The following is a 15,459-nucleotide window of genomic DNA, read 5'->3' on the forward strand; positions in this document are numbered from 1 at the left end:
AATGAGCAATTACCCACACCTGCTGGCACCGCTGGATCTCGGCTTCACCACCCTGAAAAACCGGGTACTGATGGGATCGATGCACACCGGCCTGGAAGAACTGCCGAATGGCCCCGAGCGCATGGCCGCTTTCTATGCCGAGCGTGCCGCAGCCGGCGTAGCGCTAATCGTCACCGGCGGCATCGCCCCCAATGAAAAAGGTGTGGTGTATCGCGGCGGCTCAACCCTTAGCCACCCGGAGCAGGTCGACCATCACCGCATCGTCACCGACGCCGTCCACCAGGCCGGCGGTAAAATTGCGCTGCAGATCCTGCATGCCGGTCGCTACAGCTACCAGCCGCAACCGGTAGCCCCCTCCGCGCTGCAGGCGCCGATCAATCCCTTTGCCCCTACCGCACTGAGCGAAGCGGATATCTTGCAGACCATCGCGGACTTCGCGCGTTGTGCGGCTTTGGCCCAGCAGGCCGGCTACGACGGCGTCGAAGTGATGGGCTCCGAAGGCTATTTGATCAACCAATTTCTGGTCGCGCGCACCAACCAGCGAGATGACCAATGGGGCGGCAGCTTCAGCAACCGCATGCGATTTGCTGTGGAGATCGTCCGGGCGGTACGCCAGGCGGTCGGCCGCGAATTTATCCTGATTTACCGCCTTTCGATGCTCGATCTGGTTGAAGACGGCTCCAGTTGGCAGGAAATCGAGCAGTTGGCGCTAGCCGTTGAGCAGGCCGGAGCCACCATTATCAACACCGGCATTGGCTGGCATGAAGCGCGTATCCCAACCATTGCCACCATGGTGCCACGCGCCGGATTCAGCTGGGTGACCCGAAAGCTGATGGGTAAAGTGCAAATCCCGCTGATCACCACCAACCGCATCAACGACCCGGCGGTAGCCGAACAGGTCCTGGCCGACGGCTGCGCCGACATGGTATCAATGGCGCGCCCGTTCCTGGCCGACGCCGCTTTTGTGCAGAAAGCCGCCGAAGGGCGTGCCGACGAAATCAATACCTGCATTGGATGCAACCAGGCTTGCCTCGACCAAATTTTTGAAGGCAAGCTTACCTCCTGCCTGGTAAACCCCCGCGCCTGTCGCGAAACCGAGATGCCGCTGGTCGCCGCGGAGAAGCAGAAAAGGCTGGCGGTGATTGGTGCCGGGCCGGCCGGGTTGGCGTTTGCGACCACCGCTGCCAGCCGCGGCCACCGGGTGACGCTATTCGATGCCGCCGATCAGATTGGCGGCCAGTTCAATATCGCCAAGCAGATCCCCGGTAAAGAGGAGTTTCATGAAACGCTGCGTTATTTCCGTCGCCAATTGACGCTGCAAGAGGTCGAAGTGAAGCTCGGCGTCTGGGTGACGGCGGCCGATCTGGCGGCGTTCGATGAAGTGATCCTTGCCTGCGGTATCGTGCCGCGTACCCCTGCGATCCCCGGCATCGACAACGCCAAGGTACTCACCTATCTGGATGTGTTACGCGACAAAAAACCGGTCGGCCAGCGCGTGGCGATCATCGGTGCCGGCGGCATCGGCTTCGATACCGCCGAATACCTCAGCCAACACGGGGTGTCGAGCAGTCTGGATCCGGCGGAATTTAACCGTGAATGGGGTATCGATGACCAGCTTGGCCAACGCGGTGGGCTGGCGGCGCAGGGGCCGGTGGTCAGTCGCCCTGCTCGGCAGATCTACCTGCTGCAACGCAAAACCAGCAAAGTGGGCGAAGGCCTGGGAAAAACCACTGGTTGGATCCACCGCACCAGCCTGGCGATGCGCGGTGTAAAAATGCTCAACAGCGTGAACTATCAACGCATTGATGATGAAGGCCTGCATATTTCACGCGCCGAACAGGAAAGCTGTCTGCCGGTGGATACGGTGATTATCTGCGCCGGACAGGAACCCAGACGCGAGCTGCAGCAACCGCTGCTGGAGATGGGAAAAACCGTGCATTTGATTGGCGGGGCGGACATCGCCGCCGAGCTGGATGCCCGCCGCGCTATCGATCAGGGCACGCGGCTGGCAATGTCACTCTAAATAAATATTGCTACTATAGTGGCAAAATAAGCCTAATGATGACCTTAATTGCTATAATAGTAGCAATTAAGATCGTCACGGGTGCGCTATGATTTCCCTACATACTCCCTATGATACGCAACTTGCCCTGCAAGGCTTCCTAAAGCAATTGCGCAAAAACCGCAAATTATCAGTAACCGCTCTGGCTAAAGCTTCTGGCGTGCCCAACAGCACCATTCGCAAATTCGAAGCCAGCGGCAACATCTCATTACGTCAGTTCCTGATGCTCTATGATGCCCTTGGCAATCTGAATGAACTTCATCAACTGACCAAAAGCCAAAATAGGCCGCAAACAATCGAGGAGGTACTGAAGAATGCTTAATATCCCCCTCTTGGTAAAGCGCCGCCTAAGCGATGGCAAAGTTCAAAATGTCGGACAATTGGCGGAAAACGGCAGCGGCGTTTATTTTCGTTATGACGAGAGCTATTTGGCCGCCCATCAAAGTTCACTGTCCCCTTTCAATTTACCCTGGGATAACTATTTACATCAGGCGCCAAAACAGCCGCATTACGGGCTACAGGGTGTTTTCGCCGACAGCCTGCCGGATGGTTGGGGGCTTTACTTGATGGATCGAGTATTCCGCCAAAATGGCTACAATCCCAGAGCAATTAGCGTATTGGAGAGGTTGGCATTTGTCGCTGATCGTGGTCTGGGCGCCTTGTTTTATGAGCCTGAATTCCCCCTTACCCATCAGGACACGTCCCCTGAGTTAACGTTGATAACACTGGGGAACGAAGCCGTTAAGGAGTTTGAAGGGACTGAATCACACCTGATAGCCCATTTGATGAATGCGGGAGGTTCCGGAGGGGCACGCCCTAAATTGAGTGTCACTCGTTTAGCTGACGGTACTTTTTCTACCCAACAAGATGCTGTCGGCAAAAAGCTTTTGGTTAAGCTAACGTCCGAGAAATTTGCCCTTGGACATCATGAAAGTCAGATCGAATACGTTTATATGATGATGGCGCGACAAGCAGGTATTGAAGTCGCCGACTTTACTTTGATCGATATCGGAAAAAATCACCATTGGCTCCAGCAAGATCGCTTTGACTGCACAGGCGAACAAGGTCGTTGGCACATGATTTCTGCCAGCGGATTATTGGATGCCCCGTTCCGCGAACCTTCACTGGATTATATCGATCTGATTAAAGCGACCCGCCTATTATGCGGTGTTGATGATGCCAGGAAGCTACTGCGCCAAGCCTTGTTCAATTATCTGACGGTAAATCAGGATGATCACGCAAAAAACTTTGCTTTCCTGGCCGATGACCGCGACAACTGGCGACTTTCCCCCTGTTACGACATCGTTTATAGCCCATCGCCTTATGGCGAGCATATGACGGCATTTAACGGTAACGGCTCGCAAATCTCCCGTTCAGCAATGGCACTCATGGCCGGTCAGGCCGGGCTGGCAAATGCCAAAGCCGCGATGAATGTAGCCGAAGAGATTTACAACGTGGTAAGCCACTTCCAACAACAGGCTAATGTGGTCGGTGTGCCGACCACATTAGCCAAGGAGATTCAACGCGACATTGACGGAAAATGGCTGGCCCTACGGGCCGCCAATCAGTAACGTGCGCCGGATTTCACCGCTCTGAGGATCACAAACTTCTTGTTGGATGCCACCACGGTGCAGTTGCCAAACAGGCGCTTCAGCTTATGGTGGTAATCCAGATGACGGTTGCCGACGATGCGCAACTCGCCACCGACCTGCAGGCAACGCTTGGCGTCGCAGAACATCTGCCAGGCGGTGTGATCGGTGATCGCATGCTGTTGGTGGAACGGTGGGTTGCACAGTACCGCCTGCACGCTTTCACGCTCAATCCCCGCCAGTGAGTTGTTCACCTCAAACTGACAACGATCCAGATCCTGCGGCAGGTTGTGCTCCACGTTCAACTCGCTGGATGCCACCGCCATATAAGACTCATCGACAAACGTCATCTGAGCCTGCGGGTTCTGCGCCAGCGCCGTCAGGCCAATCACGCCGTTACCACAGCCGAGATCGACAATATGCCCTTCCAGATCCTTCGGCAGATGCTCCAGGAACAGGCGCGCGCCGATGTCCAGATTGCTGCGCGAGAACACGTTGGCATGGTTGTGGATAAGCCAATCCGTGCCGTCCAGCGTCCAGTTGGTGGTTTCCGGGGCCGGCGGCGGCACAATGTCCGTCACTTCGCAGTGGATCAGACGCGCTTTCTTCCATGCCAGGCTGGTGCGCGTTGGGCCGAGCACCTTTTCAAACAGCTGCATGGTCGAGGTGTGAACGTCACGCGCCTTGGCTCCGGCGATGATAACCGTGTCCGGCGCCACCACGTTGCGCAACGAGCGCAGTTGCTGTTCCAGCAGTGCCAGCGCTTTAGGAATGCGGATCAGCACCACTGCCGGTGATGCAGGCAGTTCGGCCAGGCTGTCCAGCAGCGTCACCTGCTCCGGATCCAGTTCATTGAGCTTCAGGTTATGGCGCGTTGCCAACTGACTCATGTAGGAGTCGCTGATGCTGTAAGGCTGATGAGCGTGCAGTGCGCAGGCCAGCGTGCCAAAGTTGTCGTTGAAAATCAGCACTGGGCGATCGCCAATGGTTATATTTTCAAGCTGTTGCAGCAGATATTCGTCCGCCGCTTCCCAAGCCTGCAATTGGGTGGATTCTTCCTGTTGGGGATAACGTTCCAGCTCAAGGTGCTGTGTTCCCAGATCGAGTTGGCTCATTGCCCCTCCTGACTGATAAAATTTGGGCTGTTTATCCCCTAAAAACGTCCGGCAGTAAAATGTTTTTTCGGATAAATTGCGCATTAATTCGCATCGTGGAAAGCCAATCCCGCTTTTCACTCCTTAAAGCTATAGCATTCATTCCGCTTATTCCGAACTGGGCAATTTTTCACCTGACCTGATGTAACTTTAAATGTTACACTCATTCACCCAATGGAATGGGGATGAAAATGATTTCATCGTTCCGAGACGGATACCTGGCGCAATTCTATAGGGAGGGTCGGCGCAATCGTTTGATCCCCTCGACCATTGAGCGCCAGCTGGCCAGAAAACTCGATATGCTGGCTGCTGCACAAAAAGAATGTGATTTACATAACCCAACCGGTAATTATTACAAACGCCTGTCCGGCCCCTTTCAAGGCTGGTCCAGCATGCGGGTGAATCTTCAATGGCGACTAATGTTTCAATGGCGCCACGATGCTGCTGAGCAGATTTATCTGGATCCGCACCAAGATACCTAGGTAACGGAGAACATATGTTAGAGACTACAAGCCGGAAACCCACCACGGTGGGGGAAGTGCTGCAAGAAGAGTATTTAACACCGCTGGGCATTGGCCAGGAGGATCTTGCGAAGGTCTTGGGTGTCACCCGCGCCACGGTAAATCGCTTGTGCAATGGGCATCGTCGTCTTAGCGTTGCGGAAGCGAACTTGTTTGCCGACCTGTTCGAAACCACCGCCGATTTCTGGCTGAACCTGCAGGCGGCCCACGACCGTTGGGAAGCCCGACAGGCCAATGTGCAGCGCGAGCGTCTGCGTCCGATTATGGAAATATTGGGGCGTAATATTACCCATGCGTGAAATCGAACTGACCTACCTGCAGGGCTACCCTGAACATCTGCAAAGCCAGGTGCAGCAACTGATCGACCAGGGGCGCCTGGGGGATGTGTTGTTGCAGCGCTATCCGCAAGTGCATGACTGCACCACCGACAAGTCGCTTTATCAGTTTACCGTCGATCTGAAAAACCAGTATTTGCGTAATGCCCAACCGCTGAGCAAGGTGGCCTACGACGGTAAAATTCAGGTGATGAAACACGCGCTGGGCATGCACACCGCCATTTCCCGCGTGCAGGGCGGCAAACTGAAGGCCAAGGCGGAAATCCGCGTGGCGACGGTCTTCAAGCTGGCGCCGGAGCCGTTTCTACGCATGATCGTGGTGCATGAGTTGGCACATCTGAAAGAGAAAGACCACAACAAGGCCTTTTACAGCCTGTGCTGCCATATGGAACCCAATTACCATCAGCTGGAGTTCGACACCCGGCTGTATCTGACCCACCTTTCGGTGTTTGGCGATCTGTATGCATAGCGAGATTCGCCTTCTGTAAATGCCGTGATAATCTGGTTCTTTCTACCCTGTGCGGTACGTGAAACTCATGGGGTATAGCGCATGGGAACCGGAGATATCTATGATTCGCTTTGCCGTTGTGGGCACCAACTGGATTACGGAACGCTTTATCGACGCCGCGCACGAAAGCGGCAAGCTGAAACTGACCGCCGTCTATTCGCGCAAGCTGGAAAAAGCGCAGGAATTTGGCGCCAACTACCACGTCAGCCTGTTTTTCGATTCCCTCGAGGCGCTGGCCCAATCCGATGCTATCGATGCGGTTTACATTGCCAGCCCCAACGCCCTTCACTGCCAACAATCTTTACTGTTCCTCAGCCATAAAAAGCATGTGATTTGCGAAAAGCCGCTGGTGTCCAACCTGCGTGAAGCCGAAAAACTGGTGGCCTGCGCGCGTGAAAATCAAGTGGTGCTGTTCGAAGCCTTCAAAAGCGCTCATCTGCCGAATTTCCTGGCCCTGCAACAGGCGCTGCCGCAAATCGGCCGGTTACGTAAAGCCTTCCTCAACTACTGCCAATACTCGTCACGCTACCCGCGTTATCTGGCTGGCGAAAATCCGAATACCTTCAATCCGCAGTTTTCCAACGGCTCAATCATGGACATTGGCTATTACTGCCTGGCCAGCGCCGTAGCCCTGTTCGGCGAACCGAAATCGGTCATTGCCAGCGCGGCGTTGCTGGATACCGGTGTGGATGCCCACGGTACCGCTTGCCTCAACTACGGCGATTTTGACGTCACCCTCTCCCACTCCAAGGTCAGCAACTCGGACATTCCCAGTGAGATCCAGGGCGAAGAAGGGACGCTGGTGATTGAGAAAATTTCTGAATGCCAGGGCGTGGTGCTGACCCCGCGCGGCGGCCATCGTCAGGATCTGGCCCAGCCTCAGCACATCAATACCATGCTGTATGAGGCACAGGTGTTCGCCGACCTGGTGGAAAAACGGCAGGTGGAACACCCGGGGCTGAAGAATTCGCTGATTATCGCCCGCCTGCTGACCGAAATTCGCCGCCAGACCGGCGTAGTCTTCCCTGCAGACGGAGAGTGACATGAAACCCTTATTACTGATGCAAACCGGCGATGCCCCAGAGGTCATCCGTCGGGAAAAAGCCAACTTCGACGGCATGTTCTTGCAACAGGGGAACATTGATGCCGATCGCGTGCAGATCGTGCACCTTCCTGCAGGCGAGCAACCGCTGCCGCCGCACAATTACGCCGGCGTGGTGATCACCGGTTCACCGGCGATGGTGACCGAACAGCTGCCGTGGAGCGAGCAAGCCGCCGAGTGGCTGCGCCAGGCGATGCAGATTCAACTGCCGATCTTCGGTGCCTGCTACGGGCACCAGCTGCTGGCCTATGCGCTTGGCGGTGAAGTCGGTTATCACCCGCAGGGCATGGAAGTCGGCACATTGGACGTCGAGTTGCTGCCCGCCGCCGCCAACGACCGACGAATGGCGATGTTACCGCCGCGCTTCAAGGCCAATCTGATCCACTCGCAGAGCGTGTTGACGCCCCCCGTTGGCGCAGTCGCGTTGGCCCGATCGCAGCAGGATGCCTATCAGATCCTCAGTTATGGCGATCGCGTGCTGACGACGCAGTTCCATCCGGAATTTAACGGCGCGGTGATGCACCAGTATCTGAGCTGGCTCGGTGAGCTGTATCCAGAGCAGCAGGCAGCGTATCAGCTTAAGCAACAGCAGGTTAGCGACACGCCATTCAGTCGGCTGCTGCTGCAGGGATTTGTCGTCAGCCTCGGTGCGCAAAAAGCCCTGGCCGGGTAACTTAATAAACGTTGACCGCTGACATATTTTGCATTACTTTCTGCCGTGCAAAGGGGAGTAACTTCATTGCCGGTCAATCGTCATTACGATGCGCAAGCATCCGGTTACCGGGCAACATGATGTGACGGGCACGTTCAGTGCACCTTCATCAACGTTGTAAGTGAGACCTTGCCGGAAGGCGAGGTTTGCTTGCAGCGTTCATAAGAGCGGCTAGCGTCTTCCGACGTTGGCCGTTTTTGTTTTTGAAGGATACCTCTGATGATGAATACCGTTGGCACACCTTGGTTATGGGGCAGCTTTGCCGCCATCATAGTTGTGATGCTCGCAATCGACTTACTGCTGCAAGGCCGCAAAGGCGCACACACCATGACGCTGAAGCAGGCCGCCAGTTGGTCGCTGGTGTGGGTCAGCCTCTCTTTGCTGTTCAACCTGGGCTTTTGGTACTACCTGAACCAAACCGCCGGGCGTGCCGTCGCCGATACCCAGGCGCTGGCCTTCCTCACCGGTTATCTGATCGAAAAAGCGCTGGCGGTTGATAACGTCTTCGTCTGGCTGATGCTGTTCAGCTACTTTGCCGTGCCGGCCAACCTGCAGCGCCGGTTGCTGATTTTTGGCGTGCTGGGCGCGATTGTGCTGCGTACCATCATGATCTTCGCCGGCAGCTGGCTGGTGACTCAATTCCAGTGGCTGCTGTACCTGTTCGGCGCGTTCCTGCTGTTTACCGGTATCAAGATGGCGCTGGCGAAGGAAGATGATTCGGCGATTGGCGACAAGCCGTTGGTGAAATGGCTGCGCAGCCACCTGCGCATGACCGACAATCTGGAAGGCGAGCGCTTCTTCGTGCGCCGCAACGGCCTGCTGTTCGCTACGCCGCTGGTGCTGGTGCTGATCCTGGTCGAACTGAGCGACGTGATCTTTGCGGTCGACAGCATCCCGGCAATTTTTGCCGTGACCACGGATCCGTTCATCGTCCTGACCTCCAACCTGTTCGCCATCATGGGTCTGCGCGCCATGTACTTCTTGCTGGCTAACGTGGCAGAACGCTTCTCGATGCTGAAATACGGCCTGTCGATTATCCTGATGTTTATCGGCGTCAAGATGTTGATTATCGACTTCTTCCATATCCCGATTGGCGTTTCGCTTGGCGTGGTGGCCGGTATCCTGACGTTAACGCTGGTGATCAACGCCTGGGTTAACCGCCGTAACGACCGTTTGGCCAATAATAAAGCACCATAATCTGTTATCCGGGGCGCTAGTCGCCCCGCGATTGTTTGGCAATTGCCCCCAAACGCCAAATGTTATTGCGATCACACAAATGTAACCAGCATGTTATCAAGAGTTGATCCGCGCTCAGAATTTCATCCTCTCCCCTTTCCAACACTATGGGTTTACTGAATACTGATTCGGCAAACACACTTGGTTACAGATCCTTATAAAGTTGTCCGGTGGCGTTCCCACCGAGGTGACAAAGTCTGTACGCAACATCATCGGGGAAAAAAGCATTATGCAAAAATTACTACAAAGGATCGTACAGGGCAGTCTGGTTAAACAAATCATGATCGGCCTGGTGGCCGGTATTATCGTGGCGCTGATCTCACCGGCGACGGCTTCTGCGGTGGGCCTGCTTGGCGCCCTGTTCGTCGGGGCACTAAAAGCGGTAGCGCCGGTATTGGTGCTGGTGCTGGTCATGGCCTCGATCGCCAACCACAAGCACGGGCAAAAAACCAATATCCGTCCGATCCTGTTCCTCTATCTGCTGGGGACCTTCGCCGCGGCGCTGGTAGCGGTGGTGGTCAGCTTTATGTTCCCGTCCAACCTGGCGCTGGTGACCGGCAATGCGGATATCAATCCGCCGGGCGGCATTATTGAGGTGCTGAAGGGCCTGCTGATGAGCGTGGTTGCCAACCCGTTCCATGCGCTGATTAACGCCAACTATATCGGCATTCTGGCCTGGGCCGTGGGTCTGGGGTTGGCGCTGCGCCACGCCTCTGAAACCACCAAATCGCTGATTAACGATATGTCGCATGCGGTCACCCTGGTGGTACGCGCGGTGATCCGTTGTGCTCCGCTCGGTATTTTCGGACTGGTGGCCTCGACTCTGGCGGATACTGGCTTTGGCGTACTTTGGGGCTATGCCCAACTGCTGGTGGTGCTGATCGGCTGTATGCTGTTGGTGGCGCTGGTGCTGAACCCGCTGATCGTTTACTGGAAAATCCGTCGCAACCCTTATCCGCTGGTGTTTGCCTGCCTGCGCGAAAGCGGCGTGACCGCCTTCTTCACCCGCAGCTCAGCCGCCAACATCCCGGTGAATATGGAACTGTGCAAAAAGCTGAATCTGAACGAAGACACCTATTCAGTTTCCATCCCGCTGGGCGCCACCATCAACATGGCCGGTGCCGCCATCACCATTACCGTGCTGACGCTGGCGGCGGTGCATACTCTGGGGATCCCGGTTGATGTGCCAACGGCACTGCTGCTCAGCGTCGTCGCGGCTATCTGTGCCTGCGGCGCTTCCGGCGTGGCCGGTGGATCGCTGCTGTTGATCCCATTAGCGTGCAACATGTTCGGCATTCCGAACGACGTAGCAATGCAGGTGGTGGCGGTCGGCTTTATCATCGGCGTACTGCAAGATTCCGCCGAAACCGCGCTGAACTCCTCGACCGACGTGCTGTTTACCGCAGCCGCCTGTCAGGCGGAAGACCAGCGTTTAGCGGATGAAGATCCCCTGAAAGTGCGTTAATCCGCCCATAACGCCACAAGGGCGCTCGTGATCGGGCGCCTTTTTTACGACTGCCGCCTTACAATGTCACTCCGCTCTTAAAAATCGCCAGTTCACGGAAATCATTGGTTTCGTTGCGTGCTGGCTGGCCATTGGCAATCGCCACGATCAGATCGACAAACTGTTCCAGCAGACTTTCCATCGGGGTGCCGTGGATCAGCCGACCGGCATCGAAGTCGATCCAGTGCGGTTTCTTCGCCGCCAGTTCGCTGTTGGTCGCCAGCTTCACCGTCGGCACAAAGCCGCCATAGGGCGTACCGCGCCCGGTGCTGAACAACACCATATGGCAGCCGGCGCCGGCCAGCGCGCTGGTCGCCACCGCGTCATTACCTGGCGCACTCAGCAGGTTTAAACCGGGTTGCCGCAGCCGTTCGCCATATTTGAGCACGTCCACCACCTGGCTGTGCCCGGCTTTTTGCGTGCAGCCGAGCGATTTCTCCTCCAGCGTGGTGATCCCGCCGGCTTTGTTGCCCGGTGAAGGGTTTTCATAAATCGGCTGGTTATGGGCGATAAAGTACTGTTTGAAATCGTTGACCATGCTGACGGTCTTTTCGAAAGTCTCCCAATCGCGGCAACGGCTCATCAGGATCCTTTCCGCGCCGAACATCTCCGGCACTTCGGTCAGTACCGTCGTGCCGCCGTTGGCAATCAGATAGTCGGAAAAACGCCCCAGCAGCGGATTGGCGGTGATACCGGACAGGCCGTCAGACCCACCGCACTCCAACCCAAATTTCAATTCACTCAGCTTACCCGGCTGGCGACGGTCATCGCGCATCACCCGGTACAGCGCGTGCAGTTGCTCCAGCCCGGCCTCCACTTCATCATCCTGCTGCTGGCAAACCATAAAGCGTACCCGCTGCTCATCGGTCGTCCCCAGCGTACTGCGGAAAACATCCACCTGATTGTTCTCGCACCCCAGGCCAATCACCAATACCGCCCCGGCGTTCGGATGGCGCACCATGTTTTGCAGCATGGTGCGGGTGTTCTCGTGATCTTGCCCCAGTTGCGAACAACCAAACGGATGGCTGAACAGGTGCACGCCGTCGATCCCCTGCGCATCCGCAGTTTCCTTCAGAAAACGCTGCTGGATCTGTCGGGCAATGCCATTGACGCAGCCAACGGTCGGTATGATCCACAGCTCGTTGCGGATCCCCACTTCCCCGTTGCTACGGCGATAAAGCTGCACTTCCCGATCCGCAGCCTGCGGCGGCAATGCGAGAAATTGCGGCTGATACTGATAGCTATCCAGGTCGCTCAGGTTGGTTTTGGCATTTTGCGAGTGAATATGCTCACCGGAAGCAATAGCCTCCAGCGCATGGCCGATCGGCAGCCCATATTTGATGATTGCCTCACCGGCGGCAATCGGCCGTAGCGCGAACTTATGCCCGCGCGCTACCGGCTGCGCAAGCCGAATAGCCATGCCGTCCAGCATCAACGTTTCATCGGCCGCCAGATCGCGCAGTGCCACCGCGACATTATCCAGCGAATGAATTTTTACCATGCTTTGCATAAACCCACCTCGGGCAGTGGCTACGCCAGTTCAATGGCGAAATAGTTTTTGGCATTGTCGAAACAGATGTTTTTCACCATCTCGCCCAGCAGCGCGATATCTGCCGGTGCTTCGCCGTCGGCCACCCAACGTCCCATCATCTGACAAAGGATGCGGCGGAAGTATTCATGGCGGGTATAAGACAGGAAGCTACGACTGTCGGTCAGCATACCGACAAAGCGGCTCAACAAGCCGAGCTGCGCCAATTGCGTCATCTGACGTTGCATGCCGTTTTTCTGATCGTTGAACCACCAGCCGGAACCGAACTGCATCTTGCCTGGCGTGCCTTCCCCCTGGAAGTTGCCGACCATGGTGGCGATCACCTCATTGTCACGCGGGTTAAGGCAGTACAGGATGGTCTTCGGCAGGGCGCCTTGACGTGCCTGGGCATCCAGCAGGCGTGAAAGTGGCTCCGCCAGCGGTCGGTCATTAATCGAATCGAAGCCGATGTCCGGGCCGACACTGGCCAGCATGCGGCTGTTATTATTGCGCAGAGCGCCGATGTGATATTGCTGCACCCATTCACGGCGTTGATATTCGGCCGCCAGGAACAGCAGCACCGCACTTTTGAACTGGGCGCTCTGCTCTGGCGCAGGCAACTTACCGCTCAGGCGCGCCGTTAAAATCGCGTCCAATGCAGCTTCATCCGCCTCTCCATAGACCACCACGTCCAACGCATGGTCAGCCACCTTGCAGCCATGGGCGGCAAAATGATCCATGCGCTTTTTCAACGCGTCACACAGCGCGCTGAAGCGACCGATATGAATATCCGCTGCCGCTTCCAGCTTTTGCAGATAATCATTGAAGCCCGGCGCGTCGATATTGAATGCCTTGTCCGGTCGCCAGCTTGGCAACACCTTGATAGCGAAACTGCTGTCGGCGGCAATGGCTTTATGGTGGCGCAGATCGTCGACAGGATCGTCAGTGGTGCCGACCATCTTCACATTCATCTGCTGCATGATGCCGCGCGCCCTGAAATCGTCCTGCGCCAGCAGGGCATTGCCGCGCTGCCAGATATCGTCCGCCGTCGCCGGGGACAGCAGCGTGTCGGTGATACCGAACGGACGACGCAGCTCCAGGTGGGTCCAGTGATAAAGTGGGTTACCCAGGGTGTGCGGTACGGTGGCAGCCCAGGCATCGAATTTTTCACGATCGCCGGCATCGCCGGTGCACAGCCGTTCGGCCACCCCGTTGGTCCGCATCGCCCGCCATTTGTAGTGGTCACCCTTGAGCCAGATTTCGTATAAATTTTTGAAGCGGGTGTTCTCGGCGATCTGTTCCGGCGGCAGGTGGCAGTGATAGTCAAAGATCGGTTGCTCCGCCGCATAGTCATGATACAAACGCCGGGCGAATTCGCTGCCCAGCAAGAAATCTTCGTTTAAAAACGTCGCCATAGCTGGCTCCTCACCTTGCTTGCCGTTCGACACAGTGTTCAATGCGACAAAGTTATCACACCAATTTTATTGAGCGTCCAGCGAAATATTGCCTTACGCTACGGCGTCATAGCCCTACAAAAGCCGTTTACCGGCATTTTTGCGGCAAAATCGCGCCTAAATTGACTCATCATGCGGCAAACAGTATTGCCGAATTGAAAAATGGCTTTTGTGATATCACTCAACTTTTAAATCTGTATGACAAGTTATTGTCTCGCCACCCAGTCGTGCTTGCGGCGGGAATACGCCGGTGATGAACAGGCCGGCGCAAATCAACGATAAAGGGATAGCCCCTTAAAACGCTGACGCCGACACGGCGCCGCCTATTCAAGACTGGGAGATATTTCGGATGCGTAAAATTAAAGGGTTACGCTGGTACATGATCGGACTGGTGACCATCGGCACCGTGCTGGGTTACCTGACGCGTAACGCCATTGCCGTCGCAGCACCCACGCTAGAAGACACCTTACACATCACTACGCAACAGTACTCTTACATCGTCGCGGCCTATTCTGCCTGTTACACCCTGATGCAACCGGTGGCGGGATATGTGCTGGACGTCTTGGGCACCAAAGTCGGATACGCCATGTTCGCCATCCTGTGGGCGCTGTTTTGCATGGGCACGGCTCTGGCCAACAGTTGGGGCGGGCTGGCACTGGCACGCGGAGCCGTGGGTATGGCGGAAGCGGCAATGATCCCCGCCGGTCTGAAGGCCAGCAGCGAGTGGTTCCCGGCCAAAGAGCGTTCCATCGCCGTCGGTTACTTCAACGTCGGCTCATCGATAGGCGGCATGCTGGCGCCGCCGCTGGTGGTGTGGGCGATCGTCGCGCACAGTTGGGAAATGGCGTTCATCATCACCGGCGTGCTGAGCCTGATCTGGGCTGTCTGCTGGCTGATTTTCTATAAACATCCGAAAGACCAGAAGAAACTCAGCGACGAAGAGCGCGATTACATCCTGGGGGGCCAGGAAGCGCAGCACCAAACCGGCAATGCCAAGAAAATGTCCGCCTGGCAGATTGTTCGTAACCGCCAGTTCTGGGGCATCGCGCTGCCGCGTTTTCTGGCAGAACCGGCCTGGGGCACCTTCAATGCCTGGATCCCGTTATTCATGTTCAAAGCCTACGGCTTCAACCTGAAAGAGATCGCCATGTTCGCCTGGATGCCGATGCTGTTCGCCGATCTGGGCTGTATCGTCGGCGGGTACCTGCCGCCGTTTTTCCAGAAACACTTCAAGGTAAACCTGATTGTTTCACGTAAGCTGGTGGTCACCCTGGGCGCCGTGCTGATGATTGGCCCTGGCATGATAGGTCTGTTTACCAGCCCCTATGCAGCTATCGCGCTATTGTGCGTCGGCGGTTTTGCCCATCAGGCGCTGTCTGGCGCACTGATTACCCTGTCTTCTGACGTATTCGGTCGCAACGAGGTAGCTACCGCCAACGGCCTCACCGGCATGGCGGCCTGGACCGCCAGCACCCTGTTTGCCCTGGTGGTCGGCGCCCTGGCGGACACCCTGGGCTTCAGCCCGCTGTTTGCCGCACTGTCGGTATTCGATATTCTCGGCGCCATCGTGATCTGGACCGTCCTGCAAAATCGGCCCGCCACACAACCCGAAGAGCAAGTATTGGAGCCCTCCCCCGCACGCCATTAACCCCACCGCCCGGCCATCGCGCCGGGCGTTCCCCGGAGGCCACTGGCAGCTCTGCCGGATAAGTGGTATAACAAATCCATGGCCACGCGCCCCTCCCTATCCAAAG

General features: G+C 56.5%; 14 protein-coding genes. 11 read left to right on the top strand and 3 right to left on the bottom strand.

Features of this window, described 5'->3' with window-relative positions; all coding sequences use genetic code 11:
• Position 1: 1 nt before the first annotated feature.
• The 3 genes from H5P17_RS07455 to H5P17_RS07465 all read left to right on the top strand — a co-directional run bounded on the left by H5P17_RS07455 (position 2) and on the right by H5P17_RS07465 (position 3,633).
• Complete coding sequence (locus H5P17_RS07455) at positions 2-2,023, top strand: FAD-dependent oxidoreductase (protein ID WP_182822148.1); 2,022 nt, start codon at positions 2-4, stop codon at positions 2,021-2,023.
• A gap of 88 nt (positions 2,024-2,111) precedes the next feature.
• Positions 2,112-2,384, top strand: coding sequence for a helix-turn-helix domain-containing protein (locus H5P17_RS07460; protein WP_182822149.1), 273 nt, complete (start codon positions 2,112-2,114; stop codon positions 2,382-2,384).
• Positions 2,377-3,633: a type II toxin-antitoxin system HipA family toxin gene (locus H5P17_RS07465; protein ID WP_182822150.1), complete on the top strand. Its 1,257-nt coding sequence runs from the start codon at positions 2,377-2,379 to the stop codon at positions 3,631-3,633. Before H5P17_RS07460 ends, H5P17_RS07465 begins: the two co-directional genes overlap by 8 nt.
• Here the strand turns inward: H5P17_RS07465 and rlmG are convergent.
• Positions 3,627-4,766, bottom strand: a complete 1,140-nt coding sequence (gene rlmG, locus H5P17_RS07470; protein WP_182822152.1) for a 23S rRNA (guanine(1835)-N(2))-methyltransferase RlmG — start codon at positions 4,764-4,766, stop codon at positions 3,627-3,629. The two genes, H5P17_RS07465 and rlmG, sit on opposite strands and share 7 nt — an antisense overlap.
• Positions 4,767-4,990: 224 nt before the next feature.
• On the opposite strand from rlmG, the gene H5P17_RS07475 reads away from it, so the two are divergent.
• The 7 genes from H5P17_RS07475 to sstT all read left to right on the top strand — a co-directional run bounded on the left by H5P17_RS07475 (position 4,991) and on the right by sstT (position 10,684).
• Positions 4,991-5,287, top strand: coding sequence for a type II toxin-antitoxin system RelE/ParE family toxin (locus H5P17_RS07475; protein ID WP_255477866.1), 297 nt, complete (start codon positions 4,991-4,993; stop codon positions 5,285-5,287).
• 14 nt (positions 5,288-5,301) lie between these two features.
• Positions 5,302-5,625 carry a HigA family addiction module antitoxin gene (locus H5P17_RS07480; RefSeq protein WP_041414990.1) on the top strand — a complete coding sequence of 108 codons (324 nt, stop codon included), beginning with the start codon at positions 5,302-5,304 and terminating at the stop codon, positions 5,623-5,625.
• Complete coding sequence (locus tag H5P17_RS07485) at positions 5,618-6,130, top strand: M48 family metallopeptidase (RefSeq protein WP_044553605.1); 513 nt, start codon at positions 5,618-5,620, stop codon at positions 6,128-6,130. Before H5P17_RS07480 ends, H5P17_RS07485 begins: the two co-directional genes overlap by 8 nt.
• Positions 6,131-6,230: 100 nt before the next feature.
• Positions 6,231-7,211: a Gfo/Idh/MocA family protein gene (locus tag H5P17_RS07490; RefSeq protein WP_182822154.1), complete on the top strand. Its 981-nt coding sequence runs from the start codon at positions 6,231-6,233 to the stop codon at positions 7,209-7,211.
• A gap of 1 nt (position 7,212) precedes the next feature.
• Complete coding sequence (locus tag H5P17_RS07495) at positions 7,213-7,944, top strand: glutamine amidotransferase (RefSeq protein WP_044553609.1); 732 nt, start codon at positions 7,213-7,215, stop codon at positions 7,942-7,944.
• 258 nt (positions 7,945-8,202) lie between these two features.
• Complete coding sequence (locus tag H5P17_RS07500; RefSeq protein WP_304621577.1) at positions 8,203-9,180, top strand: TerC family protein; 978 nt, start codon at positions 8,203-8,205, stop codon at positions 9,178-9,180.
• A gap of 268 nt (positions 9,181-9,448) precedes the next feature.
• A complete protein-coding gene (gene sstT, locus H5P17_RS07505) occupies positions 9,449-10,684 on the top strand; it encodes a serine/threonine transporter SstT (protein ID WP_182822156.1) in 1,236 nt (411 codons plus the stop codon).
• A 58-nt stretch (positions 10,685-10,742) separates the two neighbouring features.
• On the opposite strand, the gene H5P17_RS07510 is transcribed toward sstT, so the two are convergent.
• Together H5P17_RS07510 and uxaC are read right to left on the bottom strand one after the other, a co-directional pair.
• Positions 10,743-12,233 carry a UxaA family hydrolase gene (locus H5P17_RS07510; RefSeq protein WP_182822157.1) on the bottom strand — a complete coding sequence of 497 codons (1,491 nt, stop codon included), beginning with the start codon at positions 12,231-12,233 and terminating at the stop codon, positions 10,743-10,745.
• A gap of 20 nt (positions 12,234-12,253) precedes the next feature.
• Complete coding sequence (gene uxaC, locus H5P17_RS07515; RefSeq protein WP_182822159.1) at positions 12,254-13,666, bottom strand: glucuronate isomerase; 1,413 nt, start codon at positions 13,664-13,666, stop codon at positions 12,254-12,256.
• 388 nt (positions 13,667-14,054) lie between these two features.
• Between uxaC and H5P17_RS07520 the strand changes: the two genes are divergently transcribed.
• A complete protein-coding gene (locus tag H5P17_RS07520) occupies positions 14,055-15,353 on the top strand; it encodes an MFS transporter (protein WP_182822161.1) in 1,299 nt (432 codons plus the stop codon).
• The last annotated feature ends 106 nt before the right edge of the window (positions 15,354-15,459 follow it).

It is taken from the genome of Serratia sp. OS31 (assembly GCF_014164835.1).
Classification (GTDB): domain Bacteria; phylum Pseudomonadota; class Gammaproteobacteria; order Enterobacterales; family Enterobacteriaceae; genus Serratia; species Serratia liquefaciens_A.